Origin of the sequence: Corallococcus sp. AB038B, from assembly GCF_003668955.1 — a bacterium.
Classification (GTDB): Bacteria; Myxococcota; Myxococcia; order Myxococcales; family Myxococcaceae; genus Corallococcus; species Corallococcus exiguus.
In genome coordinates, this window is record NZ_RAWO01000006.1 from 170,861 (window position 1) to 196,523 (window position 25,663).

Annotated in this window: 26 protein-coding genes and 1 tRNA gene; 11 read left to right on the forward strand and 16 right to left on the reverse strand. The window is 70.0% G+C overall.

The genetic code is table 11. From position 1 onward, the window contains the following. Positions 1 to 59 precede the first annotated feature (59 nt). Positions 60 to 1,196 carry a response regulator gene (locus D7Y04_RS24295; protein WP_121760839.1) on the reverse strand — a complete coding sequence of 379 codons (1,137 nt, stop codon included), beginning with the start codon at positions 1,194 to 1,196 and terminating at the stop codon, positions 60 to 62. 107 nt (positions 1,197 to 1,303) lie between these two features. Between D7Y04_RS24295 and D7Y04_RS24300 the strand changes: the two genes are divergently transcribed. Then, positions 1,304 to 1,963, forward strand: coding sequence for a hypothetical protein (locus D7Y04_RS24300; protein ID WP_120578571.1), 660 nt, complete (start codon positions 1,304 to 1,306; stop codon positions 1,961 to 1,963). On the opposite strand, the gene D7Y04_RS24305 is transcribed toward D7Y04_RS24300, so the two are convergent. The 4 genes from D7Y04_RS24305 to D7Y04_RS24320 form a co-directional block, all read right to left on the reverse strand. After that, a complete protein-coding gene (locus D7Y04_RS24305) occupies positions 1,964 to 2,221 on the reverse strand; it encodes a hypothetical protein (RefSeq protein ID WP_171811156.1) in 258 nt (85 codons plus the stop codon). 6 nt (positions 2,222 to 2,227) lie between these two features. Beyond that, positions 2,228 to 3,085: an Fpg/Nei family DNA glycosylase gene (locus D7Y04_RS24310; RefSeq protein ID WP_121760840.1), complete on the reverse strand. Its 858-nt coding sequence runs from the start codon at positions 3,083 to 3,085 to the stop codon at positions 2,228 to 2,230. A gap of 136 nt (positions 3,086 to 3,221) precedes the next feature. Continuing rightward, positions 3,222 to 4,238: an RNA 3'-terminal phosphate cyclase gene (gene rtcA / locus D7Y04_RS24315; RefSeq protein ID WP_121760955.1), complete on the reverse strand. Its 1,017-nt coding sequence runs from the start codon at positions 4,236 to 4,238 to the stop codon at positions 3,222 to 3,224. Positions 4,239 to 4,426: 188 nt separating this feature from the next. Beyond that, positions 4,427 to 5,662, reverse strand: a complete 1,236-nt coding sequence (locus tag D7Y04_RS24320) for an RtcB family protein (protein WP_120596906.1) — start codon at positions 5,660 to 5,662, stop codon at positions 4,427 to 4,429. 146 nt (positions 5,663 to 5,808) lie between these two features. Between D7Y04_RS24320 and rtcR the strand changes: the two genes are divergently transcribed. Next, a complete protein-coding gene (rtcR, locus tag D7Y04_RS24325) occupies positions 5,809 to 7,440 on the forward strand; it encodes an RNA repair transcriptional activator RtcR (protein ID WP_121760841.1) in 1,632 nt (543 codons plus the stop codon). 47 nt (positions 7,441 to 7,487) lie between these two features. On the opposite strand, the gene D7Y04_RS24330 is transcribed toward rtcR, so the two are convergent. The 8 genes from D7Y04_RS24330 to D7Y04_RS24365 all read right to left on the reverse strand — a co-directional run bounded on the left by D7Y04_RS24330 (position 7,488) and on the right by D7Y04_RS24365 (position 14,011). Further along, a complete protein-coding gene (locus tag D7Y04_RS24330; RefSeq protein WP_121760842.1) occupies positions 7,488 to 8,129 on the reverse strand; it encodes a hypothetical protein in 642 nt (213 codons plus the stop codon). 2 nt (positions 8,130 to 8,131) lie between these two features. Beyond that, positions 8,132 to 9,151 carry a hypothetical protein gene (locus D7Y04_RS24335; RefSeq protein WP_121760843.1) on the reverse strand — a complete coding sequence of 340 codons (1,020 nt, stop codon included), beginning with the start codon at positions 9,149 to 9,151 and terminating at the stop codon, positions 8,132 to 8,134. A gap of 11 nt (positions 9,152 to 9,162) precedes the next feature. Then, the gene (locus tag D7Y04_RS24340) at positions 9,163 to 9,939 is read right to left on the reverse strand and encodes a hypothetical protein (protein WP_121760844.1); all 777 of its coding nucleotides are present in this window, start codon (positions 9,937 to 9,939) and stop codon (positions 9,163 to 9,165) included. Positions 9,940 to 10,018: 79 nt separating this feature from the next. Then, on the reverse strand, positions 10,019 to 11,356 hold the full coding sequence (locus D7Y04_RS24345) for a M24 family metallopeptidase (protein ID WP_120596911.1): 1,338 nt from the start codon (positions 11,354 to 11,356) through the stop codon (positions 10,019 to 10,021). A 288-nt stretch (positions 11,357 to 11,644) separates the two neighbouring features. Continuing rightward, the gene (locus D7Y04_RS24350; RefSeq protein WP_147477186.1) at positions 11,645 to 11,863 is read right to left on the reverse strand and encodes a hypothetical protein; all 219 of its coding nucleotides are present in this window, start codon (positions 11,861 to 11,863) and stop codon (positions 11,645 to 11,647) included. Positions 11,864 to 11,967: 104 nt separating this feature from the next. After that, positions 11,968 to 12,816 (reverse strand): zf-HC2 domain-containing protein, encoded by an 849-nt coding sequence (locus D7Y04_RS24355; protein WP_121760846.1) that lies wholly within the window; start codon positions 12,814 to 12,816, stop codon positions 11,968 to 11,970. 149 nt (positions 12,817 to 12,965) lie between these two features. Further along, positions 12,966 to 13,433: an anti-sigma factor gene (locus tag D7Y04_RS24360; RefSeq protein ID WP_121760847.1), complete on the reverse strand. Its 468-nt coding sequence runs from the start codon at positions 13,431 to 13,433 to the stop codon at positions 12,966 to 12,968. After that, a complete protein-coding gene (locus tag D7Y04_RS24365) occupies positions 13,430 to 14,011 on the reverse strand; it encodes an RNA polymerase sigma factor (protein ID WP_120564062.1) in 582 nt (193 codons plus the stop codon). Before D7Y04_RS24365 ends, D7Y04_RS24360 begins: the two co-directional genes overlap by 4 nt. A gap of 491 nt (positions 14,012 to 14,502) precedes the next feature. Here D7Y04_RS24365 and D7Y04_RS24370 point away from each other — a divergent pair, with 491 nt between their 5' ends. Both D7Y04_RS24370 and D7Y04_RS24375 read left to right on the forward strand, forming a co-directional pair. Then, positions 14,503 to 15,054 carry a hypothetical protein gene (locus D7Y04_RS24370; RefSeq protein WP_120594873.1) on the forward strand — a complete coding sequence of 184 codons (552 nt, stop codon included), beginning with the start codon at positions 14,503 to 14,505 and terminating at the stop codon, positions 15,052 to 15,054. Next, a complete protein-coding gene (locus D7Y04_RS24375) occupies positions 15,051 to 15,641 on the forward strand; it encodes a tRNA-uridine aminocarboxypropyltransferase (RefSeq protein ID WP_120564061.1) in 591 nt (196 codons plus the stop codon). Before D7Y04_RS24370 ends, D7Y04_RS24375 begins: the two co-directional genes overlap by 4 nt. A 4-nt stretch (positions 15,642 to 15,645) precedes the next feature. Here the strand turns inward: D7Y04_RS24375 and D7Y04_RS24380 are convergent, their stop codons facing one another. Together D7Y04_RS24380 and D7Y04_RS24385 are read right to left on the reverse strand one after the other, a co-directional pair. Continuing rightward, the gene (locus tag D7Y04_RS24380; RefSeq protein WP_120594842.1) at positions 15,646 to 17,070 is read right to left on the reverse strand and encodes a protein-disulfide reductase DsbD; all 1,425 of its coding nucleotides are present in this window, start codon (positions 17,068 to 17,070) and stop codon (positions 15,646 to 15,648) included. Positions 17,071 to 17,140: 70 nt separating this feature from the next. Beyond that, positions 17,141 to 18,754, reverse strand: a complete 1,614-nt coding sequence (locus D7Y04_RS24385) for an SPFH domain-containing protein (RefSeq protein ID WP_121760848.1) — start codon at positions 18,752 to 18,754, stop codon at positions 17,141 to 17,143. A 369-nt stretch (positions 18,755 to 19,123) separates the two neighbouring features. Between D7Y04_RS24385 and D7Y04_RS24390 the strand changes: the two genes are divergently transcribed. The 7 genes from D7Y04_RS24390 to D7Y04_RS24420 all read left to right on the forward strand — a co-directional run bounded on the left by D7Y04_RS24390 (position 19,124) and on the right by D7Y04_RS24420 (position 24,488). Further along, positions 19,124 to 20,485: an IscS subfamily cysteine desulfurase gene (locus D7Y04_RS24390; protein ID WP_233601571.1), complete on the forward strand. Its 1,362-nt coding sequence runs from the start codon at positions 19,124 to 19,126 to the stop codon at positions 20,483 to 20,485. A 144-nt stretch (positions 20,486 to 20,629) separates the two neighbouring features. Next, on the forward strand, positions 20,630 to 21,022 hold the full coding sequence (iscU, locus tag D7Y04_RS24395; RefSeq protein ID WP_120553652.1) for a Fe-S cluster assembly scaffold IscU: 393 nt from the start codon (positions 20,630 to 20,632) through the stop codon (positions 21,020 to 21,022). A gap of 40 nt (positions 21,023 to 21,062) precedes the next feature. Further along, a complete protein-coding gene (locus D7Y04_RS24400) occupies positions 21,063 to 21,446 on the forward strand; it encodes an iron-sulfur cluster assembly accessory protein (protein WP_120594845.1) in 384 nt (127 codons plus the stop codon). Positions 21,447 to 21,550: 104 nt separating this feature from the next. Beyond that, complete coding sequence (hscB, locus tag D7Y04_RS24405; RefSeq protein ID WP_120594874.1) at positions 21,551 to 22,099, forward strand: Fe-S protein assembly co-chaperone HscB; 549 nt, start codon at positions 21,551 to 21,553, stop codon at positions 22,097 to 22,099. Further along, positions 22,096 to 23,940, forward strand: a complete 1,845-nt coding sequence (gene hscA / locus D7Y04_RS24410) for a Fe-S protein assembly chaperone HscA (RefSeq protein ID WP_121760849.1) — start codon at positions 22,096 to 22,098, stop codon at positions 23,938 to 23,940. The genes hscB and hscA overlap by 4 nt, the downstream gene beginning before the upstream one ends. 3 nt (positions 23,941 to 23,943) lie before the next feature. Then, the gene (locus tag D7Y04_RS24415) at positions 23,944 to 24,321 is read left to right on the forward strand and encodes a 2Fe-2S iron-sulfur cluster-binding protein (protein WP_120594847.1); all 378 of its coding nucleotides are present in this window, start codon (positions 23,944 to 23,946) and stop codon (positions 24,319 to 24,321) included. Between the two features lie 83 nt (positions 24,322 to 24,404). Next, positions 24,405 to 24,488: transfer RNA gene (locus D7Y04_RS24420), tRNA-Leu, on the forward strand. Positions 24,489 to 24,560: 72 nt separating this feature from the next. Here D7Y04_RS24420 and D7Y04_RS24425 read toward each other — a convergent pair. Beyond that, positions 24,561 to 25,643 (reverse strand): lysylphosphatidylglycerol synthase transmembrane domain-containing protein, encoded by a 1,083-nt coding sequence (locus tag D7Y04_RS24425; RefSeq protein ID WP_120594848.1) that lies wholly within the window; start codon positions 25,641 to 25,643, stop codon positions 24,561 to 24,563. Between the last annotated feature and the right edge of the window lie 20 nt (positions 25,644 to 25,663).

Below are 25,663 nucleotides of genomic sequence, written 5' to 3' on the forward strand. Positions count from 1 at the left end.
GCGTTCAGCCCGTGGCGTTCCCGGCCTTGTGCCCCGAGCAGGCCGCCCGAGTCAAACCCTCACGACGCGTCCGGCCCGGGCTCCGGCTCGGAATCGGTGGCCAGGACGGGCTCGAAGAGGCGGGGCGGTCCGGCGGACTCCCGGGCGCGCTCGCGCTCCTCCACCAGGATGGCGGGCACCAGCACGCCCAGCATGAACAGGCGGGTCGCGGCCTCGTAGGCCAGGGCCTCCGGGAAGCGGCACTCCAGGAGCATGGCGCGCACGGTGCGCCGCCCGTCGAAGAGGCGCACCACCTGCTCCACGTCTTCCGGCAGCGAGGGCAGCTCCTGCGCGAGCCGGGCGAAGTCCACCGTGAGCCGCGCCGCCAGGGGCAGGCCCTTGACGCGCAGCTGTTCAAAGCGCTCCAGGGCTGGCTCCACCTGCTCGCACAGGAACTGGCGGTCCATGGAGAAGCTGCCCCGCTGCAGCTCCGGGCCGAACGTCACCGTGTACGCGCCCGAGCCGAAGCACAGCAGGCGCCGGAACGCGAGGATGCCGCGCTCGCCGTGGAAGGCCGCGTCCACCGCCAGGCCATGGCGGAAGAAGAGAGCGCCGGAGTCCTCCGACAGCACCACGCGCCCCGAGCGCACGCCGGACAGGAGCGCGCGCAGCAGCGCCCCGAGCGGCAGGGTCGCGGTGTGCGCGTCGTAGACGTCCTCCTCGCCGCGCCGTCCCGCCTTGAGCCGCGCGAGCATCGCCACATCGCGCGCCTCCACCGGCTCCACCAGGTACTCGTCCGCGCCCACGCCCGCTGCGAGGTCGCGGTGGAACTCCTCCGCGTACTTCGCCACCAGCAGCACCGGCAGGTGCGCGCACTTCGGGTCCGCGCGGAGCACGCCGCAGAGGCTGAAGCCGTCGCCGTCCGGCAGGTCCGCGTCGATGATGACCAGCCGGGGCAACTCGGCCTTCGGGGCCATGGGCGCCGCGTCCGGCAGCGTCCCTCCCGCCTCCACGCCCAGCCGCGCCAGCGCCGCGCGTGCGCCGTCCACGTGCACGGAGTCGAAGCCTTCGCGAACGAGCGCCTCCGCCACCGTGGGCCGCGGAGTGTCACCCACAAGCAGCACCCAGCCCCCGGCCCCACCCTGCAGGTCGAGTGCGTCGGGACCTCCGGGCATGGAGGCATCAGGAGGCGGTGCGGCGTGCAGGTAGGCAACCATGGATTCCCTATTCTTCCAGGGATCCCTTGCGAATGTACAACCTGCCCCCAAGTCCCTGGATTCGTTGGGTTTTGGCCAGGCTGCATCCCAAGCTAGGGTGCGCGCCCATGACGCGCCTCGGACTCCTGCTCGCCCTCCTCGCCGTGCCCGGACTGGCCTCCGCCCAGGATGCCGAAGTGTCCTTCTCACAGGAGGACCCGCTGGGCTCCGTGGTGGCGCCGGTGATGCTGCCGGCGGGGGCGACGGCGCTCTATGGCTACACGGGCGCGCCGGAGGTGGGCCTGGGGTTCCGGCAGGGCCTGGGCGCGTTGGAGGTGGAGGCGCGGGCGCGCTTCGACTGGTTCAAGCTGGGCGCGTCGCTGGAGCTGGTGGGCCGCAAGGAGGTGGTGCGGAGCGGGGCGTTCAGGCTGGCGCCGACGCTGGGCGTGGGCCTGGTGCTCAACTCCGGCTCCACGTACATGGACGACGACAACTTCTCCGGCGTGCTGGTGCGCATCCTGCCGGGGATGGTGGCGGGCTACCGCGTGGCGGACACCGTGGTGGTGCTGGGCCTGGTGGACCTGCCCATCGACCTGGGACTCACGGGCGACAAGCAGCGGCGCTTCCAGGCGCTGGGAGGCTTTGGCGTGGAGGTCTACCTGGGCGGCAACCTGTCGCTGCTCGCGGCGGGACAGGTGGGCGTGGAGACGTTCCAGGAGCGCGCGGGCGCGGGCCACACGCGGCTGGGGCTCACGGGTCGCGTGGGCCTGGGGACGCGGCTGTTCTGACTAGAAGTCCGGCGGAGGGCTCTGGCGCGGCGTGCCCATCAGTTCGAGCGCACGCAGCGCGACGCGGATGAGCGTCTGGGCGCACGGCTCACAGCCTCCGCCGCAGCAGTGGGGCCAGCGTCCTTCGGGGTTGCGCAGGAGCGGCCGCACACTGGACTGGTAGTAGCTGGGGAACTGGAGTTCCTCGCTCGCTCGCGCGAGCGCGTCATCGAGGGACAGGGGCGAGGGGACGGGAACGTCGGACACGCTCCCATTCATACCAGCTCAGAGCAGTGACGTCTGCGCCGGAGCCTCTGTCGCGGCGCCGTCCGCGGGCTGGCAGTGCGAGCACCAGTGCGTGTTGCGGCCGCCAATGCGCAGATGAGACACGGGCGTGGCGCAGCGGGGACAAGGCGCTCCCGTCTTCCCGAAGATATTGCGCCGGTGCTTCGCCTGCCCCTGCACACCAAACAGGTCGCGCTGCGTGCCGCGCAGCCGCAGGCCCTCTTCCAGCACGTCGCGGATGCCCTGGTGCAGCCGGACGATTTCCGTCGGGGACAGGGACGACGCCAGCCGCCGGGGGTCGATGCCCGCGACCCACATGCTCTCGTCCGCGTCGCGGTTGCCCAGCCCCGCGAGCACGCGCTGATTCAGGAGCACCGTCTTGAGCGGGCTGCGCCTGCGGCGAAGCAGCTTCGCCAGGACCTCCGGAGTGAAGGCCTCGTCGAGCGCCTCCGGTCCCAGCTCCTCCAGCTTGAGCTGCGAGGCCAGCATCGCTGTCGGCCCTAGCGCCATGCGCGCGTAGCCCAGCGTGTCGGTGAGCTGGAGTTCCTCGTTGCCCTCCAGCGTGAGGACCACGAGCGTCGCGGGAGGCCGTTCGCTTCCCACGGGCCGAAGCTGCAGTTCGCCCCAGAGCATGAAGTGCAGCGCGAGCGTCTGCCCGTCATCGAGCGTGAGCAGCATGAACTTCGCGCGCCGCTCCGCCGCGAGCACCTTGCGGCCACTGAGATTCGCGATGAAGTCCGGCGGCGAGGCGAAGCGCACCGCCGCGGGCATCAGCACCTCCGCGTCCACGAAGCGCCGGCCCACGACGGCCTGCTTCAGGTCTCGGATGATGATTTCGACTTCAGGGACTTCCGCCACGCGCAGCCTCCCCCACGGGTCACAACGTAGGAAGGCTGCGAGGTAACGCCATGGGTTGAGCCCTGCTGCACAGGTGCCTCGTCCGACCGCCAGGCATCCGGCCGGCCAAGGGGGCACCGCCCTGCCCCAACCCACGTCAGGCGCGCACCGTCACCTCGTGCACGTCGCGCTCCAGCTCACGCGCGTCCACCTTCACGTCGAGGAACCAGGCCATCGTCTCGCGCTGCGTGAGCGAATGGCTGTCCAGCGCCACCGTGCGGAAGTTGCCACCCTTCGCCAGGGCACACAGCAGCAGGAGCTGATCACACAGGTGCTCGCCCACGGGCACGCCCGCGTCCAGGTAGCGCTTCACCTTCGCGGCGACCTCCTCCGCCACGACTTCCGCGCGCTTGCCGCGTTCACCGAAGCCGGTGAAGACCTCCGTCACGTGCTCGCTCTCCACTTCGACGCGCAGCACGTTGCCCGGACCGAAGGCGCGCTTGAGCTCTTCCGGCCGCTGCTGATCCGGACGCAGCTTCAGCGCGGCGGCCACGGTGTCCAGTTCGCGCTTCGCCACGTCGAAGGGGATGGCCGCCACCTGGGCCACGGCCTCCGTGCGCAGCACCCGGCCGCGCTCCAGCAACTGGAGCGGCTGGAGCTTCGAGGGATGGATGTCCACGCGGAACCGGCCCCCGCCGGCCGGATAGTAGCCGGGCCGCTCCAGCGTCACGTCCACGCGCGGGCCCATGCGGCGCAGGAGCGGCAGATACGCCTTCTCCAGGAACTCGAACGGAGGCGCCGCCGGGTTGTGCGTCCCGCCCTCCAGCATCAGAGTGGAGGCCCCTTCCGCGTGCAGCAGCGCGGGCAGCACCGTCTGGAGCACCAGCGTCGCGCTGCCCGCCGTGCCCACCGCGAAGTGGTAGTTGCCCGCCGACAGCGCGCGCGGATGGAAGGACAGTTGCTTGGAGCCCAGCTCCGCGCCCGTCACCTCCGCGGCGCCCACGGTCTCCGCTGCCTTGAGCGCGGTGAGGTGCTGGCGCAGCAGGCCCGGCTTGGCGCGGCCGGCGCGCACGTTGACCATCTCGAACGGCGTGCCCGTCACCAGCGACAGCGCCAACGCCGTGCGCAGCACCTGGCCGCCCCCTTCCCCCTGTGAACCATCGATGCGAACCATGTGCGTGGTGCTCCTTTGCGCGCTCGCGGACGTGCGCAGCATCCCATCCCTGATTTCAAAAAATAGCGGCGCCCGCTCCCCCACCCTTAACGGCCGCTTTCGCGGACCTCTTGGGGGGAACGGGCGCCTCGGCGTCTTCATCCCGGCATGTGCACCTCCGCAGGACGGCGGGTGGGGTTACCCTTCGGCTATCCCTTCACGCACACCACCTGCTTCAGCGTGTGGACGACCTCCACCAGGTCCGCCTGCGCGGCCATCACGGCGTCGATGGACTTGTACGCGGCCGGCGTCTCGTCAATCACGTCAACGTCCTTGCGGCACTCCACGCCCGCGGTCGCCTTCTCGTGGTCCTCCAGCGTGAAGCGCTTCTTCGCCGCTTCGCGCGACATCGCCCGGCCCGCGCCGTGGCTGCACGAGTGGAAGGCATCCGCGTTTCCCTTCCCGCGGACGATGTAGGAACGGGCCCCCATGCTGCCGGGGATGATTCCCATGTCGCCTTCACGCGCCCGCACCGCGCCCTTGCGGGTCACGAAGCAGTTCTTTCCGAAGTGGTGCTCGCGCGAGATGTAGTTGTGGTGGCAGTTCACCGCGGACTCGGACAGCTCGAACGGAGGCAGCTCACCGCTCGCCTTCAGGGCCTCCACCGCCGAGTGCAGCATGAGCTCGCGGTTCATCGCCGCGAAGTCCTGCGCCCAGCTCACCGCGAACACGTAGTCGTCGAAGTGCTCCGTCCCCTCCGGCAGATACGCCAGGTCCGCGTCCGGCAGGCGGATGAAGAAGCGCTCCATGTCCTGCTTCGCCAGCTCGATGAAGTGGCTTCCGATGCGGTTACCCACGCCGCGCGACCCCGAGTGCAGCATCAGCCACACGCCGTCCGACTCATCGACGCACAGCTCGATGAAGTGGTTACCCGTCCCCAGCGTTCCCAGGTGCGCCAGCTCCGGCCCACGGCCGATGCGAGGATGCTTCGCGACGATACGGGCGTACCCTTCCGCCAGGCGGGCCCAGGCACCGGTATGCGTCGCGGGCGAGTCCTTCCACGCGCCACGGTCATTCCGGCCGCCGTTGTCCGTACGGCCGTGCGGAACCGCCGCCTCGATGGCCGAGCGCACCCCGCGCAGCGAGTCCGGCAGCTGATCCGCGCGCAGCGTCGTGCGCACGGCGATCATCCCGCATCCGATGTCCACGCCCACCGCCGCCGGCACCACCGCGCCCACCGTGGGCACCACGCTCCCGACCGTCGCGCCGTAACCGCGGTGCACGTCCGGCATCGCGGCGATCCACTTGTGGATGAAGGGCAGGCCGCGGAGGTTGCGAAGCTGCTTCTTCGCTTCGTCCTCGAACGGCACCCCCACCGTCCACGTCTTGATGGGGCGACCCGCTTCGTCCGACATCACTTCGTAGTTCGCGTTCGTCCGGTCCATGGCGCTGCACCTTTCGGTCGTTCGACCGGGCTCTGTGTCCCGGTCACGTGGGGGAGCTAGAGCAGCCGGCGTGCCAACGCCGTTTCCGAGGGGAGCCCTCGGGGTGGGCTGGAAATCCATATCCCATGGGATAAATACGTAGCCTGATGGCTCAAAAGGCGAAGGCGCGGCGGACGGTCGTCATCGGGATGCTGGGGACGACGCTGGACACGGGGATGGGGGCGAACCGCTGGACGCGGTGGCGACCCACGGTGTCGCTGTGCCAGCAGGAGGACCTGCTGGTGCACCGGCTGGAGCTGCTGCACCCGCCTCATGGGACGTCGCTGGCGGCGGTCATCCGGGACGACATCGCGCAGGTGTCCCCGGAGACGCAGGTGCGGCTCACGTCACTGCCCATCCGGGATCCGTGGAACCTGGAGGAGACCTACGGCGCGCTGCTGGACCACGTGCGCGCGAACTCCTTCCATCCGGAGGAAGAGGACTACCTGGTGCACATCACCACGGGCACGCACATCGCGCAGATCTGCATGTTCCTCCTGGTGGAGAGCCGGCTGATTCCGGGCCGGCTGGTGCAGACGTCTCCGGGCAAGGGGAAGGACCACGGGGCGGTGGGCACGCACGCCATCATCGACCTGGACCTGTCGAACTACGACACGCTGGCGGCGCGCTTCCGGCAACAGCAGCGTGAGGGCTTGTCGTTCCTCAAGTCCGGCATCGACACGCACAACGCCGCGTTCAACCGGATCATCGAGCGGATTGAACAGGTGGCCGTGCAATCCCGAGCGCCGCTGCTGCTGACAGGCCCCACGGGCGCGGGCAAGTCACGGCTCGCGAAGCGCATCTACGCGCTGAAGAAGGCGCGCAACCAGGTGACGGGCCCGTTCGTGGACCTGAACTGCGCCACGCTGCGCGGCGACGGCGCCATGTCCACGCTCTTCGGCCACGTGAAGGGCGCGTTCACGGGCGCGGTGGGAGACCGGCCCGGACTGATGCGGCAAGCGAACAGCGGAGTGCTGTTCCTCGACGAGATTGGAGAGCTGGGCGCGGACGAGCAGGCCATGTTGCTACGCGCGCTGGAGGACAAGCGCTTCCTACCGGTGGGCGCGGACAAGGAGGCGGAGAGCGACTTCCAGCTCATCGCGGGGACGAACCGCGACCTCCAACTGGACGTGGAGCGAGGGCGGTTCCGCGAGGACCTGCTCGCGCGCATCAACCTGTGGACCTTCCGGCTGCCCGCGCTGCGCGAGCGTCCGGAGGACATCGCCCCCAACCTGCAATACGAACTGGATCAGGCGTCGCAGGCGCTGGGGACGCGGGTGACGATGAGCAAGGAGGCGCAGGAGTACTTCCTACGCTTCGCCACGTCCCCGGATGCCCGGTGGAGCGGCAACTTCCGAGACCTCAACGCGGCGGTGCTGCGCATGTCCACGCTGGCGGCCGGCGGGCGCATGACCCGCGACGTGGTGGACGAGGAACTGGACCGCCTGCGAGCACAGTGGCGGCCCGCGGGCATGGCCGCGACGACCACGGGCGAGGACGTGCTGGTGGAGGTGATGGGCGCGATGCGGGCCGCGGAGCTGGACCGGTTCGACCGGGTGCAGCTCGCGGATGTGGTGTCGGTGTGCCGCTCCGCGCGCTCGTTGTCGGACGCGGGCCGGACGTTGTTCGCTCAATCGCGTGCGCAGAAGAAGAGCGTCAACGACGCGGACCGGCTCCGGAAGTATCTGGCGCGCTTCGGACTGACCTGGTCCGAGGTGAGCGGCCGTGACGCGGAGTGACGCCCCCGTGGGCCCGGGTGGATGAGGGGCCACGGGGAGGTCTGTGCTTAGCGGAAGGCGTCCGCGATGGAACGGCATTGCGGCGTGGACAGGGCCTCGTCGAGAACCCGGACCTCCCCGGCTTCATCAGAGGCCGGGACAGGCGCGGGCGCTGCTTGCGCGTTCGCTTTGCTCAGCCACGCGGGCGGCACCATGCATTCGAAGGTGAGCGGCCCCTCGAAAGTCGCGCGCACGCGGCCGTCCGTCCTGCGCACCTCGCCCTTCGCATGACTTCCGGTGACGGTCAGGTCCAGGGTGCCCTCGTCCAGCATCATCGCGGGCTCCCCGGCCAGCTGGTAGTCCACCACTGCGAGGCCGGGGCCCAGCGCATTCAGCGGGATGAGCCTCGCGGTGGCGTGCTTCGACGTCACGAACCCATCCCCCACTGACATGCGGAAGCGCCAGGTGCTTCCGTCCTCCGCCTGGGCACTCAGCACCACGAGCCGCATCTTCACGGGGGGATCCTCCAGGAAGTCGACGCTGAACCGCACGGAAGGGGCTGAATAGGTGCCTTCGTCCGTGCGCACCGTGGCCGCGCCGCGTGGCTGCGGACGCTCCGCCGTGAGGGCCTCACGCGACGTCACCCGCTCCTCCTTCGACTTCGCGCAGGCGCTCAACAGCAGCGCCACCATCAGGGCCCCGTGCCGCATGCTCAGCACCCCACCCGCAGGACCATGGCGCTGACGGTGGTGTTGTCGTTCTCCTTCAGTTCGTCCACCGCGCCCGCCGGATCCATGTCCAGGTAGACGTAGTACGTGGTGAACGGCAGCGTCGCCGGCACCGTGAAGCCCAGCGAGTAGATGCCCTCCGAGAACGCCCCCAGCGAGTGGTTGAACGTGCCCACCACGTTGGTGGACTCGTAGTAGCCGTTCGGCGGCGCGGTCGGGCTCAGGCGCACGCGCATCGAGTAGGACGACACGGCCGCGTTGCCCATGTTGCCCACGTAGAACTTCACGCTCTGCGCCGTGCCCCGGCACACCGACTTCGTTCCGGCCGGGTCCAGCGTCTGCGTCACGTCCCCCACCACGCCCATGGAGGACGGCAGCAGGTTCGGCTTCGTCACCGAATAGCCGTACAGCGTGTTCATGCCCTGCGCGTTCGTGGGCCACAGCGTGGAGGACTCGTAGCCGCCCGTGACCAGGTGCGGCGGCGAGGTGCGCAGGATGCTGTGCCCGCCTTCGTGCTTGAAGCCGAAGAAGTGCCCCGCCTCATGCACGAACGTGCTCCGGCCGGACGTGCCGAACGCATTGCCGGTGCGCGGCGTGAAGTCCAGGTCGCTGGCGATGCAGACGTCCGCCTCGTCGATGCCGTTGGCCCCGATGAAGCACAGCCCCACGACGGAGTACGTCACGCCGTTGTTCCCGTCGATGGACGCCCGGTCACACAGGCCGATCTCGTTCTGCCCGTCGCTGTGGTCCAGCGAGCAGTCCGTCGCCGCGTTCACGTTGAAGCCACTGACGATGTGAGACAGGTCGTCCCACTGCCGCAGGCCGTTCCAGTACGCCGTGTTGACGTTGCCGGAGTCCGGGATGCTGCACCGGTTCCGGTACACAGCCGGCCCGCTGTACCACTTCACCGGCATCCCGTTGCACGTGTCCCAGGCGGCGGCACCCGCCTCCATGCCGCCCAGCACCAGTGCCGCGACGACGCCCACGAATGTCGTTGTCTTCATGGCGGACCTCATCACGGCTGGCCGGGCGGGATGTCCCGCTCGGGCTGGAGGGGAACGGCACCCGGCACCACGGACGCGCCCACGGCGGGCGTCACCGGCACGGACATCGACGACGCGGTGGTGACGGGCTCCTCTCGGAACGCTCCCGTCACGGTGAGCCCACGCGCGCGCAGGTGATTCTGGAGCAACGAGAGGAACGCCTCGCGCTCCATTCCCTCTGGAACTCCCCGGGCCTGTGCCTCCGCGCGCAGCGCCGGACGGGCCCCCATCAGGTCCACCGTCTCGAAAACCGGCGCCGTCTGCCGCACACCCGCTGAGCTCATACCCGCCACGAGCCCGCCCTCGGCCCCGACGAGCACCTCGCGGCCCGCCACCGACTCCACGCGGAAGGCGTGCTCGTCCAGCACCGGCGACAGGCTCCATCCGGTGTTGCGAAGGAAGACCACGTAGCGCGCGCCCCGGACGAAGCGGGGCACATGGCTCACCACGAGCTGGCGTCCATCCGGCAGCACCCCTCCGGCCTGCTTGAGGCGCAGCTCCCGCGGCGCCGCGCCCAGGTGCGCCCGCACATTCCCCAGCGTCACCACCGTCCACGGGCCCGTGCGCGGCGAGTACTCGCTGCGCACGTCCGTGACTTCACCCTCCACCACGGAGGCTGTCTGATCGAACAGACTGAGCAGACTGTCCACCGCGCGCGGCGGCCGCAGCGACACATCCGCGGCCAGGGGGCTCTCCTGCCGCGCGGGGGCTTCGTCCCCACTGGCGGCGCTGCACCCCGTGAGTCCCATGAGGAGCAGTGCGCACGCCCCCCTTCCGAACGTCGTCCATGGTCTGCCCACGCGCATCACGTCCGCTCCCTTCGTGTCGTCAGTGGATGAGATAGAAGGCGTCCTGGCGCGGCACGAAGAACCGCCAGCCTTCGTCCGTCAGGTACGCCGGATCTTCCTGCATCACCGCCACCTGCTGCCCACCCCACTCTGGCACGGGCGTGACGGTGTTGAGCTCGACGGCGAGGTACGAGCCCTTGCGCAACAGTCTGGGTGCCTCGGAGCGCGATGCCGCGCGGAAGTCGATGGACGCGCCCAGCGCATGGCCCTGCGCGCCGAGCGGATGGCTGTAGACCTTGGCCTCGATGCCCCGCTCCTTCATCTCCGCCATCGTCGCGTCGTAGACATCCGCCGACGAGCGCCCCGGCCGCGACGCGCGCAGCATCAGCGCGTCCTGCAGCGTCCGCGTGTTCTCCAGCGCGCGCTTCAACCCCTCCGGCGCGTCCATCTCCCCGTCCTTCAGCACGTACGCCATCTTCTGCCAGTCCGTGCTCAGCCCCAGCGCCGAGACGCCGAAGTCCACGTGCAGCAGGTCGCCGCGCTGGATGACCACCGCCTCGTCCGCCACCGCCAGGAAGCCTCGGGAGAAGCCGTCCTTCATGCCCTGCCGTTGCACGCGCAGGTCCGGCTGGAACCACGTGCCCACGCGCGCGTCGAACAGCGCGTCGTAGAGCCAACGGCGCACGTCCCCCACCGTCGTCTTGCCGGGCACCACCACCTCGTTGGAGAGCGCCCGCTTCACCAGCGACTCCGTCAGCACCACCAGGTCGCGGTAGGGCGTGAACTCGCCGGGCAGCCGCGTGTCCAGGTACTCCTCGATGAGCGGCGCCGCGCTCACGAAGCGCGCTTCCGCGGAGGGGCCCAGCGCCTCCACCAGCCACTTGTAGGTGTCATGCGTCAGGCTGCGCGTCACACCCCGCCGCCCGTCCATGGCCAGCGCGATGGTGCGCGGGTGGTAGCGCGCGTCCAGGTCCGCGAGCGCCTCCGTCTGCTTGCGCTCCACCGGGGGCGCCTCGAAGAAGCGCGACACCGCCTCCGTGGCGTAGCCCGTCAACGCGACCTTCTGGAGCCCCGCGTCACCCGCGTCCACGAAGACGAACACGTCGCGGTTGCCGGCGTACGGCAGCGGCGGCGCGACCCAGGCCGTCAGCGGATCATCGTGGAACTCCTCGTTGACCACGACCCACATGGCCACGCCGTGCCGGCGCATCATGTCCAGCAGCAGCCCGTGCCGCTCCTTCAACCAGGACTCGCGCAGGGCCCGCTCCTGGGACGGCGGCGGCACGGGTGACGGGGTGGGGGCGCTCACGGGGACGGTGGCACACGCCACCAGACAGCCCAGGCTCAGGGCGGGTAGGACTGCGCGCCAACGGTTCATGTCGGGAACTCCGGGTCGGGGAGGAGGCGGAGCAGCCTAGCGCGCCCAAAAAAAACCGAAGCCCCCCGCTCCCGGAACCCTTGGGTCCGGGAACGGAGGGCCTGGGGCGCATTCCCACCTGCTCACCCGCTCGGAAGTCCTCGCTCCCACACGCTTCCGGATCCCGTCCCCCCCGGTTCGGGACACCTGGAACCCGCCAGGCCTCACGGCCAGCGAATCCACTGGAAGCGGCGGCCCTCCCCCGAAGGCCGCGTGGAGCGCGGACATCCAACCGCGCGCGCCGTTACCTCAGTAGCTGGCGACCCAATCCAGGTCGCTTTCCTCGAAATCGAAGAGCGATTCCTCGCCTTCGTGCCGGGAGTCCTCTTCCCCGTCCCCCTCCTGCTCCTCGACCCGGTACCCCCTCGGCTCCCGAGCCTCGTCCTCCGGCCGCACACCCGCGCCCCCGTTGGAACCGGGCGCCCACAGCTCGCCGTCCCCCTGGATCCACGCATCGATGCGGTACATCGCGTCCCCCCGGGTGCGGTGTCTTGCCGTCCACCCCGCCGCCGCCGCCACGCCGCGCCTCGATAATTAGACGCCGATCGCCAGAATCCTTGGGTCGTCCCTAATCATTTCAAGAAGGCGCCCCCCTGCCGGAGCGCCAGGGCCCGGATTCCGGCCTCTTCGCTCCACCCCGGTTCCCCCCGGCGGGCCACGGCCTCGAAGGCCTCCGCCGCCTGGAGCGGAAGTCCCATGGCCCGAAGCACCAGCGCCCGGTTCCACAGGGCCTGGGGATGGTCCGGTGCTTGACGCAACACGCCTTCGAGCAGCCCCAGGGCGCCCCGCAAATCCCCCGCCGCCATCGCCACCACGGCCCGGTCACTGTCCCGGTCCAACGAAGGGGCGCTGCGCGACAGGAAGTCCGACGCCTGACGCAATTCGCCACGCACCAGGTAGGCCGCCGCGATGCCGTGCAGGTCCCCCCGCTCCTCCAGCGCCGCCAGGGTCCGCAGGGGCACCGGCGGTTCGGTCGCGAGCGCCACTGCGCCCCCCGCCCCCGTCCGGACGGGAACATAGGGGAGGTAGCGGTCCGCAGCCGGGTACGCGATGCGCGCCTCCAGCTCTCGCGCGGACGCATCCGCCCGCCACGCGTCCTTCGGCCGGAAGCCGTCCCCCGTCATGACCGCGGTAAGCGCACCCAGTCCCATGGCCAGCACCGCCCCCATCGCATGCCGCCATCTGCCGCGCGGCAACGCGAAGCGGAACGGACCGCGGAGGGGAGCAGGCGGTGGTGGCGCGTCGTTGTGGGCCACCGCGCCACACAGGGCCTGGACGCTGAGCATCTCCAACTGCATCGCATCATGCAGCCCGCTGGCGCACGCACGGCAGAGGGCCAGATGGAGCCGGAAGTGCTCCTCGTCCCCTGATTCCAGCTCCCCATCCAGGAACCGGTAGAGCTTCTTGCACCAGAGATCCATCACGCGTCAGGGCCTGGAGTCACGAGGCCACCTCCCGTCCCTTGCGAAACGCGAGCGGAAGCAATCCTTGGTGGATTCCGCTGACAGCGTTCGCCGCTGGCTCCCCCGCCTGCCCCCCAGGGAGGAGCAGGCGGCGAGGGCCCGCGTTTTCAGCGGCGCGTGCGGGGGCGCAGCAGCGTCGCACCGGAGCGGCTGGTGCGCGGGCACGGGAGGCGCGGCGCGCTGACGGCCTCCACCGCCTCCGTCGTCGCGAACCAGGGGCAGCAGTTGGCGCACCCCGGGCAGCGGCGGCGGAAGCGGCGAGCGCCCTGGTGCCAGGCCCGGCCTTCGCGCTCCGGGGGCGAGGGCGGGGCGAGCACGTCTCCGGGCCAGTTCTCCGGCACGTCGTCCCAGTCGGACCCGGGCACCGTCTCGCGGGCCTGGCGGGCGGACACCCAGCGCTCGCTCTCCGCCGGGTCCTCCAGCGCGAGCCTCGCGAGCATCTCCAGTTGCAGCAGGTCGTGGAAGCGGCGGGAGCAGACGTCGCAGGTGGCCAGGTGGCCCCGGACGCGGCGCTGGTCCTCGGCGGACAGGCTCCCGTCCAGGAAGGGCTGGAGGTCTTCACACGCGGTGCTCATCGTTCCCTCTCCTGGCGGCGGCGTTCCGCGGTGTCGTGGAGCATGGCCTTGAGGCGGCGGCGGGCGTGGAAGAGCCACGTGCCCACCGTTCCCGCACTGGGGGTATTCATCCGCCGGGCGATCTCCGCATGGCGCAGGCCGCGCGCATGCAGTTCGAACGCCTGGCGCAGCTTCTCGTTGAGCCGCGCCACGGCCTGGCGCAGCTCGTCCTCCGTGACGCACTCCCACTGTTCGGGCTCCGGCGCGTCCTCCGGGTCCTCGAAGAGCATGTGGACGTTGTGCAGGTCCACCCGGCGGTCCGTCTCCGCGCCCTGGCGGCGGCACTGGTCCAGGAACCGGTTGTGCAGCACGCGCACCAGCCACGCACGGCGCGCGGGCTCCGGCCAACGCTTGAGCCGCTCCCACTGCAGGAGCGCGCGCAAGAGCACGTCCTGCACCAGGTCGTCGCAATCACTGGCACTCTTGCCGCAGACATTGCGCGCGATGGCGACCAGCACCGGCTGATGGCGGATCGCGAACGCGGCGAATTCCCCTCCAGAGCCCTCCCGGACTGGCGGCTCCTCCCTCCCTGGCACCATGCGACCGCCTCCCTTCCCTCCAGAGAACGCCGAGGGCCGGATTCTTTTTTTCTCACGGATGCGACAAACGCTGTCGCGCTTCTTCCCGAGTCACGGCGGCCAGTACGGCTGAAACACTTCAAGCAGACGCCAACTCCTTGCATGGAATAGACAGACATCCAGGCACTCCCCGGTTCAATGTCTCTCCATGGGTGTGACTTGCCTCCGGGTGGCGCGTGCCGGACCCGGCGTGAAAAACGGGGTGAAAAAGGGGCGTCCATCATGCCCCAGCGGCTTTCTGGGGGCTGGAGCGATTTCGTGGACGCGGATCCGCGGTGGGCGCGGGGGCGGTGGCATCTCCTGGTGCGTCAGGCGGGGGGACGTGTCCCGCCGCGTCGTGTTCCAGGCCAGGGGGAGGCCCCCTGGGAGCACGGGGAAGCGTCCTCGGACGTAACTCCCCCCTTGCGTGCCTGGGGAGTCCTTTGGTCCTCTTGGGCCACCGCCGTATGCCCATGGAAACCGCCGCCGACAGCCGAGAGTACCGCGTGGTCTTCTTCTGCCCCGCGTCAAACGCCCGGCTCGAGCGGCTGGAGGTCCCGGTGCGCCGGCTGCTGTCGCGCATCCAGGCGCCGCCGGCGGAGCTGGCCCCACTGAGCGAGGCCGGGGCGCTCACGGAGGCCGGGTGGCAGGTCTACCTGGTGCGTTCGCTGACGGAGCGCAGCGCGGCGCAGGCCATGGCGGCCTACGTCAGCGAGGCCACCTGCGCGCTGGCCGCGGAGGTGGACGCGGAGGTGCTGGGGCTCTACGTGGACGTGTCCGGGGACTCCGCGCGCATCTGCCGCTGCGGCCCGGAGGACGGGCCGGAGACCTTCGCCGGGCGGAGGCAGGCCGCGCTCACCCGCACGTCCGAGTGGCTGGAGGTCGCCCCCGCGAGCCTGTCCGCCCTCTTCCAGTTGGATCCGCCGGACGCCGAATACGAGCCGGACGCGGACGACCTCTTCGTCGAGGAGAAGCTGCGTGAGGCGCGGGCCCTGATGGAGCGCTACCGCACCGCGGCGAAATGAGGTCGAGCACCCCGGAGGACCTGTCGGGCCGCTGTGAGCGGTGCTACCTGCCCACGGCCCTGTGCCTGTGCGCGGACGTGCCCGTCATCCCCACGCGCACGGAGCTGCTGATCATCCGGCACAACAAGGAGTCGCAGAAGAGCACCAACACTGCGCGCATCGCCGCGCTGGCCCTGCCCCGCTGCCACATCGTGTCCTATGGAGCGCCCGGAGCGCCCTTCGACGCGTCGGTGCTGGACACGCCGGACACGTGGCTCCTGTTCCCGGACGCACCGGAGGCGGAGGGCCCTCCGCCGAAGCGGCTCGTGGTCATCGACGGGAGCTGGGCACAGGCGCGGCGCATGGTGCAGCGCGTCCCCGCCCTGCGCCGGTTGCCGGGCATGAGGCTGCCGCCGCCCGCGCCGGACACGCGCCGCCTGCGCAAGCCGCCGCACCCGGACGGGATGTCCACGCTGGAGGCCATGGCCGGCGCGCTCGCGCGGCTGGAGGGCGAAGAGCTCGCGAAGCCGCTGCTCACCCTGCACGAGCTGATGATTGAGCGCGTGCTGGCGAGCCGCGGCCGGCTGGGCTGGGAGAACTACCTCTAGCGACCTACTGCAGGACCTTCTGCATCTCCGCCGCGAAGGGCACGGGCTCCAGGAAGCCCGTCACGCGCGGCTTCGTCAGCACGGTGCCATCCGGATTCACGAAGGCCACCGTGGGCAGGCCCTCCACGCCCAGCTGCTCCATCAGCGCGTCCAGGTGGTCCTCGCTGTTGGTCGCGTCGATCTTGATGGTGAGGAAGCGGCTGCCCTCTGCCTGGGAGATGACCTCCGAGGACGGATACGTCAGCCGGTCCAGCTCCTTGCAGGCCGCGCACCAGTCCGCGAAGAAGTCGATGAGCACCGGACGGCCTTCCTTCTTCGCCGCCGCGAGCACCTGCTCGAACTGGCTGGCGTCGAACGTCGCCTTCTTCGCCGGCATCACGTGGTGCCACTGCCATGACGGCGCCACCGGGTGCTCCTGGAGGCCCATGCGCACCCACAGCTCACCCGTGGGCCTCGCGTCCAGCGCGCCTCCGCGCACCACCAGCGCGCCCACCACCAGCGCCACGCCCAGCGCCTTGAAGCCGAAGTCGCGCGCGCCCTCCTTGAACGAACGGTGCACCGCGCCCACCAGCACGCCCACCACCACCAGCACCGCGGCCAGCACCGCACCGGGGACCTGGCCCACCTCGGCGCCCAGCGCCTTCACGGTGTCGCGCGCCCAGGGGAAGGCGTCCTTCACGTACGAGAACGCGAGCGCCACCAGCATGATGCCCAGCACGCTCTTCACCCACTCCATCCACACGCCACCGCGCGGCAGGCGCACGGTGAAGACGCCGATGAGGAAGAACGGCACGCCGATACCCAGCGCGTAGATGAACAGCAGCGTCGCGCCCAGCGTCGTGTTGGCGGACTTCGCCACGAAGGCCAGCAGGCCCGTGAGCACCGGCCCCGTGCACGGCGCCGCCAGGAACCCGGACACGCTGCCCATCACGAACGCGCCCGCGATGCCCGCGCCGCCTACGTTGCTCAGCTTCGTCTGCATGGACGACGGCAGCGCCAGCTCGAACGCGCCGAACATCGACGAGGCCAAGAGCAGCAGGAACGCCGCCAGCCCCAGCACCACCACGGGACTGCCCAGCATGGAGCCGAAGGCCTGGCCCGTCTTCGCCGCCAGCACGCCCAGCGCGCTGAACACCACGCCCATGCCCACGATGTACGACGTGGTCAGCGCCAGCGAGCGGCCCCGCGACTCCGCCTTCCTCGCGCCGAACACCGACACGGTGATGGGGATGAGCGGGTACACGCACGGCGTCAGCGCGGTGAGCAGGCCGCCGGCGAACACCACCAGCGCGCCCCAGGCGAGGTTCCCGGACTCCAGGAACCGGGCCGCGTCCAGCCCGGCGCTCGGCCCCGTGGGCAACAGCCACGGCACCACCGCCACCGCCACTCCCGCCACCACCGCCGCCAGCGTCAGCTTCTTCGTGTCCATGCGAGCCTTACGCCTCCGCGCGTCCGGACCTTCGGAGGCTCCCTTCTATATGCGGAGGCCGGGGACGCGGCTACCCCGCCGGCATCTCCGCGGGGGCGGCAGGCACCTTCAGCCCCGCGGAGCGTGCCAGCCCCATCACGCCCTCCACGGCGGCGGCGATGTAGCCAAAGGGGTTCGCTCCATCCACCGCTGTCACGTGCACCTCGCCCATCCGCTGCTGGAAGGCGGCCGCCACCTGCGGCAGCTGCTGCGCCAACGTCAACTGGATGACCTCTGGACTCACCGAGTTCTCGATGTCACGCAGCGTCTGCGCGCGCTCCATCTCCAGCCCCTGCTGCGCGCGGGTGCGCCGCAGCTCCAGCTCCGCGATGCCGGCCTCCGCCTCCGCGATGGACTGCTTCGCCAGCAGCACCTGGAGCCGGGCGGACAGCTGCTCGGCCTCCTGCCGGGCCACGGCGAGCTGGACTTCGTGACGCGCGGCCTCCGATTCCTGCTGGCGGCGCATCCGCTCCAACTCCACCTGCGCCTTGGCGGCCTCCGCCTCCTGCTCCCAGCGCAGCTCCTCCAGTTCACCCTGCGCGCGGTTGTACGCGAGCTGCCGTTCGCTCGTGAGCCGCGCCTCCTCCAGGCGTGCGTCCGTGGCCAGCGCCTCCAGCCGGGCCTGCTCCTTCAGCGCCTCCGTGCGTGTGCGGACCTCCTCCTGCGCGGTCAGCTTCGCGAGCGCCACTTCGCGGTCCACGGAGGTGCGCTCCTGCTGCTGCTGACGCGCCTGCTCCATCTTCGCCTGGGCCAGCCGCGCTTCCTGCGCGAGCTGCTCCATCTGCGCCTGCTCTTCCGTGGCCTGGGTGCGCTGACGGACCTCCTCGCGCGCGGCGAGCTTCTGGAGGTTGAGCACGCGCTCGGCCTCCGTCTCCTCGCGCCGCACGAAGCGCTCCTTGGCCAGCTCCGCCTCGCGCGCCTGCCGCTCCTGCTCCCGGCGGAAGCGGGCCTGCATGTGTTCGAAGACGGAAGAGGACAGGACGCGCACGTCCTGGATTTCAATCGTGTCCAGCAGCACGCCCCAGCCCACGTCGGTGCGGTCCTCCAGCCGGCCCCGTCCGGAGAGCACCGGGGCAATCTCGCGCATCAGCTCCGCCGCGATGCCCTCCTTGCGCCGGGTGAGGCACTCCTCCACGGTGAGGTTCGCCACCAGCCGGCGCGCCGCGCCCACGAACATCTCCCCGAGCAGCTCCGCCAGCTTCTCCTGCGCGCGCTCCGGGTAGCTGAAGTTGAGCATCCGGAAGGCCACCAGCGGATCCGCGATGCGGTACACCGCCAGGCCCGTCACCGCCACGCCCACCTTCTCGCTCGTCACCTGATCCGCGGTGAACTGGAACCGCTGGATGCTGGTGGGCACGATGGCCACCGAGTCCCCCGGCAACTTGAAGCAGCTCGCGCCCTGGCCGCTCACCTCGCGCACGCGCCCCCGGCGCATGTGGATGAGGAACTCACTGGGCCGCGCGGTGATGAGGCCCCACTTCTTCACCTTGTCGGGGTCCTCCGCGGGCTTGCCCGCCCGCCAGCCGTCCACGTAGCGGGAGCGATCCAGCCCTCCCTCCAGGCGGACCAGCGACGGCCGCCCCGTCCCGTCCTGCTGCGTGTCCTGGGCGTTGCTCCGGGCCTGCGACTTCGCGTTGGCGCTCATGTCTGACACCCTCCGCGCCGTCTCCAGTGCAGGCGCCCGGCCATGTCCCGGGGTGCCACGAAACGGGCACTTATGGGCTCGCGAAGCACCGTTTCGGATCACCCCGCTCCAACCTGGCACAGCCGGAGTGCTCCACTCTGGAGGAGTGTTGAACCTGCCCGGCACTCCCCACGACCTGGTGCGTCGAAGACACGGGCCCTGGACCCCATGTTCCCTTGACCCGAGGGGGGTCGATTTTATAATTGACCAGTCCGGTCCACATTCGTGTGGGCCCATGTAGACCCTGCCGCTGCGCGCGGACCCACCGCGTCGCCGGGGAGCGGAGGGGTGTTCCACCCTCCTGCGTCACTTCTTTCTGAGGATTTCATGCTGAGCCTGCCCATCTACATGGACAACCACGCGACCACCCCGCTCGACCCGCGGGTGCTGGAAGTGATGTTGCCCTACCTCCGCGAGGACTTCGGCAACGCGGCCAGCCGCAATCACGCGTTCGGCTGGAAGGCCGAGGCCGCGGTGGAGAAGGCGCGCCGGCAGGTGGCGGACCTCATTGGCGCGTCGGAGAAGGAGATCGTCTTCACCTCCGGCGCCACCGAGTCCGACAACCTGGCCATCAAGGGCGTCATCGAGTTCTACAAGTCCAAGGGCGACCACATCATCACCCTGAAGACGGAGCACAAGGCCGTCCTGGATACCTGCAAGCGCCTGGAGCGCGTGCGCCAGGAGCGCCTGGACGAGCTCAAGCTCCTGCGCCTGGGCCAGCTGGCCGAGCGCGACGTCACGCCGGAAGAGGTTCCCGAGCTGGCGGTGAAGTTCAACCTGGACGCGGACGACACGTACAAGAAGTGGGCGGAGATGCCCACGGGTGGCGCGCGCGTCACCTACCTGGACGTGGAGAAGGACGGCCGCGTGAGCCTGGAGAAGCTGGCCGCGGCGATGACGCCCAAGACGGTGCTCGTCTCCATCATGTTCGCCAACAACGAGATCGGCGTGGTCCAGCCGGTGGCGGAGATTGGCAAGCTGTGCCGTGAGAAGGGCGTCCTCTTCCACTGCGACGCGGTGCAGGGCGTGGGCAAGGTGCCCTTCGACGTGGAGAAGATGAACGTCGACCTGGCCTCCATCAGCGCGCACAAGATGTACGGCCCCAAGGGCGTGGGCGCCCTCTACGTTCGCCGCAAGCCGCGCGTGCGCATCGCGCCCATGGTGGACGGCGGCGGTCACGAGCGCGGCATGCGCAGCGGCACGCTGAACGTGGCGTCCATCGTCGGCTTCGGCGCGGCGGCCGAGGTCGCGAAGCTGGACCTGCCGGAGGAGTCCGCGCGCCTGTTCCGCCTGCGTGAGCGGCTGCGCACCGGCATCATGGAGCAGCTGGACATGGTGACGGTGAACGGCAGCATGGAGCACCGCATGCCGGGCAGCCTCAACATCTCCTTCTCCTACGTGGAGGGCGAGGCCCTGATGATGTCCATCAAGGACGTCGCGGTGTCCTCCGGCTCCGCGTGCACGTCCGCGTCGCTGGAGCCCTCCTACGTGCTGCGCGCCCTGGGGGTCGAAGAGGACATGGCGCACAGCTCCATCCGCTTCGGCCTGGGCCGCTTCAACACGGAGGAGGAGGTCGACTTCGTCATCCGCCTCGTGGTGGACAAAGTCCGCAAGTTGCGAGACATGAGCCCTCTGTACGAGATGGCCAAGGAAGGCATCGACCTCAAGAGCATCGAGTGGACCGCCCACTAGAGCATCGAGTGGATCGCCCACCAGGCGCTCCCCTCCTCTCAAGATTTCCAGCCGGGCACGGAACCCCCCGCCCGCCCGGCCGCGCATCGGTTGCCCGGATGGCGCATCAGTTCAAGCGTTGGATGATGAAGGAGCGTTAGACGCATGGCTTACAGCGAGAAGGTCATCGAGCACTACGAGAACCCCCGCAACGTGGGGACGCTCGACAAGAACGACCCGAACGTCGGCACCGGCCTCGTGGGCGCCCCCGCTTGCGGCGACGTGATGCGCCTCCAGCTGAAGATCAGCGACTCGGGCGTGATTGAGGACGCGCGGTTCAAGACCTTCGGCTGCGGCTCCGCCATCGCGTCCAGCTCGCTCGTCACCGAGTGGGTGAAGGGCAAGACGGTGGATCAGGCCATGACCATCTCCAACAAGGACGTGGCCCGGGAGCTGGCGCTGCCCCCGGTGAAGATCCACTGCTCCGTGCTGGCCGAGGACGCCATCAAGGCGGCCATCGAAGACTTCAAGAAGAAGCGCGCGTCGCGGCAGGCCTGAAGCTCCGCGCGGTATTTCTTCCAGGATTGAGGACGACCCCATGAACGAGCAGGCCCAGACGACCCAGGCCCCTCAGGCGCCCGCCAAGCCGGCCCCCAAGGGCATTGGCCTGGCGGACAGCGCGGTGGCGCGCCTCAAGCAGCTGCTGGTGGAACGGCAGACGCCAGACGCCGGCCTGCGCATCGCGGTGAAGGGTGGCGGGTGCTCCGGCCTCCAGTACTCCATGGAGTGGGCGGAGAAGTCCCGCGAGCGCGACAAGGTGTTCGAGCGCGACGGCGTGCGCGTCTTCGTGGACCCCAAGAGCTACCTGTACCTCATCGGCACGGAGCTGGTGTTCGAGCAGTCGCTGATGGCGTCCGGCTTCAAGCTGAACAACCCCAACATCAAGGCCGCCTGCGGCTGCGGAGAGAGCTTCTCCGTCTGAGCCTGAAGCGGCCTTCCCGCCCGCCCCGTCGGTCAGGGAGCGGGCAGCAGGGGTCCGGCCCGGTGCCGGGCCCCTTTTTCGTTTCCCGTGAGGATGTGCGCACCGTGAGGACCCACTTCGACGTGTTCGGGCTGCCCCGCTCCCACGCCGTGGACGTGCCGGCCCTGGAGAAGCAGTACCGGGAGCTGTCGCTCCAACTGCACCCGGACCGCGTCGGCCCCGGTGACGCCAAGGCGCGCCTGGCCGCCGTGGAGGGCACCACCGCCCTCAACGGGGCCTTCAAGACACTGAAGGACCCGGTGCGCCGCGCCTTCTACCTGCTCAAGCTCCACGGCGTGGACCTGGACCGCGAGGACGCGGGCGCCCAGAAGGACATGCCCCTGGAGTTCCTGGAGGAGGTCATGGAGCTGCGCGAGGCCTTGGATGAAGCCATCGCGGCGAAGGACCTGCCCAGGGCCCAGGCCATGGCGAAGGACGTGGCGGACCGCAAGGCGGCGGCGCTCCAGGAGGCCGTGGCGGCGCTCGGCACGCTGGAAGGCGCTGGGGATTCTCCGGACGGGGTGAGAAAGGCGTCGCACGCGCTGGGGCGGGTGCGCTACTTCACGCGCTTCCTCGAGCAGGTGGACGCGTTCGAGGAGGAGGTGCTCGCGTGAGCAACAACGGCTATCTGCAGATCCACGACCCGCTCAAGCCGAAGGGCCACGTGGTGGGCATCGACCTGGGCACCACGCACTCGCTGGTGGCGTCCGTGTCCCAGGGCAAGCCCCGGTGCGTTCCGGTGGATGACGGCGACTCGCTCTTGCTGCCCTCTGTCGTGCACTACGGCAGGGACGGCGGCGTGGTGGTGGGCGCCCGCGCGCGGAAGCTCGCGGCCGAGGCCCCCACGGACACCATCGTGTCGGTGAAGCGCTTCATGGGCCGCAGCCCGGACGATCCGGAGACGCGCAAGCTGGGCCACTACGACTTCGCCCCCGGCGCCAACGTGGTGCGCTTCAACGTGGCCGGTGGCCAGCCGGTGACGCCCATCGAAGTGTCGGGCGAGATTCTCCGCGCCCTGAAGCGCCGCGCGGAGGCGCACTTCTCCGGCAAGGTGGAGCAGGCCGTCATCACCGTGCCCGCCTACTTCGACGATGCCCAGCGCCAGGCCACCCGCGACGCGGGGAAGCTCGCGGGCCTGGAGGTGCTGCGCCTGCTCAACGAGCCCACCGCCGCCGCGCTGGCGTACGGCCTGGACAAGGGCAGCCAGGGGATGTTCGCCGTCTACGATTTGGGCGGCGGCACGTTCGACATCTCCATCCTCAAGCTGGAGGACGGCGTCTTCGAGGTGAAGTCCACCGGCGGTGACTCCGCGCTGGGCGGAGACGACTTCGACCGCGCCATCGCGCAGCACGTGCTCCAGAAGATGGGCGTCCAGGCCCCCACTCCCGCGCAGGTGGCGGAGCTGATGGTCGCCGCTCGAAAGGCGAAGGAGGCGCTCACCGACGCGGCGGAGGTCACGCTCAGCGTGGAGGGCCATTCGCAGCCGCTGTCCCGCGCGGACTTCGAGGCGTGGATCCAACCGCTCGTGGCGAAGACGGGCACGGTGTGCCGGCGTGCACTGAAGGACGCGGGCGTGGCGGCGGGCGAGCTGGACGGCGTCATCCTGGTGGGCGGCTCCACGCGTGTGCCCGCGGTGCGCCGCTTCGTGGCGGAGATGTTCGGCCGCGAGCCCCTGGGCGACATCGATCCGGATCAGGTCGTGGCGTTGGGCGCCGCGGTCCAGGCGAGCCTCCTCACCGACGGCGACCGCCAGGACGAAGTGCTGCTGCTGGACGTCATCCCCCTGTCGCTGGGCCTGGAGACGATGGGCGGCATCACGGAGAAGTTGATCCCCCGCAACTCCACCATCCCCACGGCGGCGGCGCAGGTGTTCACCACGTTCAAGGACGGCCAGACAGGCCTGGACGTGCACGTGGTGCAGGGCGAGCGCGAGCTGGTGCAGGACAACCGCAGCCTCGCGCGCTTCACGCTCTCCGGCATCCCCACCATGGCGGCCGGCATGGCCCGCGTGGAGGTGCGCTTCCAGGTGGACGCGGACGGCATCCTGTCCGTCACCGCCAAGGAGCAGAGCACCGGCGTGGCGCAGGCCATCACCGTGAAGCCCAGCCACGGCCTGTCGGAGGAGGAGATCGAGAAGATGCTCCTCGACTCCATCGACTTCGCGGAGGACGACATCCAGGCCCGCCAGCTGCGCGAGCAGCAGGTGGAGGCCGAGCGCGTCCTCTCCGAGGCCGACCGCCAGCTGCGCGAGAACGCGGCGCTGCTCCAGGCCGACGAGCCGGAGGCCATCCAGGCCGCCATGACCCGCGTGCGCGAAGCCGCGCAGGGCAAGGACTACATGGCCGTGAAGGAGGCCCTGCACGCGCTGGACGAGGCGTCCCGGGCCTTCATCGAACGGGTCATGAACCGCGCCATCACCCAGGTGGTGTCCGGCCATTCCGTGGAGGAGTACTGAGCCGTGCCCAAGGTCACCTTCAAGAGCCCCCTGGCCGAGGTCGCCGTGGACGTGCCCCAAGGCACCACCCTGCTGGACGCCGCGGAGAAGGGCGAGGCCCAGGTGGGCCACAGCTGCGGCGGCGTGTGCGGGTGCTCCACCTGCCATGTCTGGATCCGCAAGGGTCTGGACTCGCTGAGCGAGCAGCGGGACGACGAGATGGACCGCCTGGACATGGGCTTCGACGTCCGGCCGTACTCCCGCCTGTCGTGTCAGACGGAGGTCGGCGGCGAGGACATCACGGTGGAAATCACCGAGGAGTCGCTGGTCGCCTTCATGGACGAGAACCCGGCCATCCGCCGGAAGCTCGAGTCCGAGGGCCGCTGGCCGCTGAAGAAGTAGCCTGAAAAAGGGTGTTGACCGGGCGGGGGAGGTTCTTTATACGTCTCGCCCATCACGGCGCCGCAAGGCACCGCGAGCCACCTGCCCAGGTGGTGGAATTGGTAGACACACTAGATTCAGGGTCTAGCGCCTGCAAGGGCATGGAGGTTCGAGTCCTCTCCTGGGCATGAAGTAATCGAAGGGCCCCGACCACAAGTCGGGGCCCTTTTTGTTTTCCGGCCCTGCCCTCTTCGCGCGGCTCAGGGCGGCGCGGGTTCCACCGCTTCATGCGCCACGTGGTGCGCGGCGGCGTTGGCCAGCCTGCCTCCCTTGCGCAGGTCGCGGATCCGCAGCTTGGAGCGGTGCACGCACCAGGCGCCCACAGCCACCTGGCTGATGACGGTGCCCAGGTGCGTGAGCGTGGCGAAGGCCGCCGCGTCCTCCGGGTTGGAACCCAGCGCGCGCGCCGCCCAACTGGTGACGAAGTAGTAGATGCCCATGCCCGCCGGGACGCCCGGCAGCGACTGCCCCAGGGAGATGGCGCCCAGCACGACGGCACCCGCGAAGAGGCCGCCGGGGATGTGCACGCCATGCAGCGCCAGGCCGTACGCCAGCGCGGAGGCGAACACCGGGAAGATGGAGAAGAAGAACACCTTCGCCATGCCCTTGAAGGAGCGCGCGGTGCCCAGGCCCTCGCCCACGTGATTCAGGAAGCTGTCCACGCGCGGCATGGTGTGACGCTGATGCAGCCAGCGCCCCAGGGGCGCCGCCCAGTGGGCCAGCAGCACCACCAGCGCCACCAGGCCGATGCACAGCGACAGCGCCACGTGCAGCTCCGTCCGGAAGTGGGCCATGGTCTCGCCGAAGGGGCCCAGGAAGGACAGGGCCACCAGCAGCATCAGACAGGCGAACTCCATCAGCTTGCACACGCCCACGGAGCCCAGGCTCCGGATGAAGGGGATGTTGTGCGTGCGCGACAGGAGGAAGGAGCGCGTCACCTCGCCCAGCTTTCCCGGCAGCGCGTTGTGCACGAACACGCCAATGCCCACCATCTGGAAGCGGTCCTTGAACGGGATGTGCTTGCGCAGCGTGGCCTGCCACTGCACCGCCCGCAGCGGCACCAGCGACGCCTGCAGGAGCATGAACGGCACCAGCCACACCAGGTGCCCCGGCAGGTCGCGGACGAACTTGTCCAGCGGGAAGCGGGGCGTCAGCAGGTCCCCGGAGCCACTCAGGTTCCACTTGAAGAACGCGGTGGAGAGCAGGAGCAGGGACAGGACGAGCCCCACCACTCCGCCCAGCACCTTGAGCCACGTGCGTCCGCCGGCGTTGGGAAGCCGCATCGTCCTCCCCTTCCTCGGTT

Bases quoted from the DNA above. Each gene is read 5' to 3' on its own strand.
- D7Y04_RS24295 (WP_121760839.1), bottom strand. From the start codon at position 1,196: ATGGTTGCCTACCTGCACGCCGCACCGCCTCCTGATGCCTCCATGCCC.
- D7Y04_RS24300 (WP_120578571.1), top strand. From the start codon at position 1,304: ATGACGCGCCTCGGACTCCTGCTCGCCCTCCTCGCCGTGCCCGGACTG.
- D7Y04_RS24305 (WP_171811156.1), bottom strand. From the start codon at position 2,221: ATGAATGGGAGCGTGTCCGACGTTCCCGTCCCCTCGCCCCTGTCCCTC.
- rtcA (WP_121760955.1), bottom strand. From the start codon at position 4,238: ATGGTTCGCATCGATGGTTCACAGGGGGAAGGGGGCGGCCAGGTGCTG.
- D7Y04_RS24320 (WP_120596906.1), bottom strand. From the start codon at position 5,662: ATGGACCGGACGAACGCGAACTACGAAGTGATGTCGGACGAAGCGGGT.
- rtcR (WP_121760841.1), top strand. From the start codon at position 5,809: ATGGCTCAAAAGGCGAAGGCGCGGCGGACGGTCGTCATCGGGATGCTG.
- D7Y04_RS24330 (WP_121760842.1), bottom strand. From the start codon at position 8,129: ATGCGGCACGGGGCCCTGATGGTGGCGCTGCTGTTGAGCGCCTGCGCG.
- D7Y04_RS24335 (WP_121760843.1), bottom strand. From the start codon at position 9,151: ATGAAGACAACGACATTCGTGGGCGTCGTCGCGGCACTGGTGCTGGGC.
- D7Y04_RS24340 (WP_121760844.1), bottom strand. From the start codon at position 9,939: ATGGGACTCACGGGGTGCAGCGCCGCCAGTGGGGACGAAGCCCCCGCG.
- D7Y04_RS24345 (WP_120596911.1), bottom strand. From the start codon at position 11,356: ATGAACCGTTGGCGCGCAGTCCTACCCGCCCTGAGCCTGGGCTGTCTG.
- D7Y04_RS24350 (WP_147477186.1), bottom strand. From the start codon at position 11,863: ATGTACCGCATCGATGCGTGGATCCAGGGGGACGGCGAGCTGTGGGCG.
- D7Y04_RS24355 (WP_121760846.1), bottom strand. From the start codon at position 12,816: ATGGATCTCTGGTGCAAGAAGCTCTACCGGTTCCTGGATGGGGAGCTG.
- D7Y04_RS24360 (WP_121760847.1), bottom strand. From the start codon at position 13,433: ATGAGCACCGCGTGTGAAGACCTCCAGCCCTTCCTGGACGGGAGCCTG.
- D7Y04_RS24365 (WP_120564062.1), bottom strand. From the start codon at position 14,011: ATGGTGCCAGGGAGGGAGGAGCCGCCAGTCCGGGAGGGCTCTGGAGGG.
- D7Y04_RS24370 (WP_120594873.1), top strand. From the start codon at position 14,503: ATGGAAACCGCCGCCGACAGCCGAGAGTACCGCGTGGTCTTCTTCTGC.
- D7Y04_RS24375 (WP_120564061.1), top strand. From the start codon at position 15,051: ATGAGGTCGAGCACCCCGGAGGACCTGTCGGGCCGCTGTGAGCGGTGC.
- D7Y04_RS24380 (WP_120594842.1), bottom strand. From the start codon at position 17,070: ATGGACACGAAGAAGCTGACGCTGGCGGCGGTGGTGGCGGGAGTGGCG.
- D7Y04_RS24385 (WP_121760848.1), bottom strand. From the start codon at position 18,754: ATGAGCGCCAACGCGAAGTCGCAGGCCCGGAGCAACGCCCAGGACACG.
- iscU (WP_120553652.1), top strand. From the start codon at position 20,630: ATGGCTTACAGCGAGAAGGTCATCGAGCACTACGAGAACCCCCGCAAC.
- D7Y04_RS24400 (WP_120594845.1), top strand. From the start codon at position 21,063: ATGAACGAGCAGGCCCAGACGACCCAGGCCCCTCAGGCGCCCGCCAAG.
- D7Y04_RS24425 (WP_120594848.1), bottom strand. From the start codon at position 25,643: ATGCGGCTTCCCAACGCCGGCGGACGCACGTGGCTCAAGGTGCTGGGC.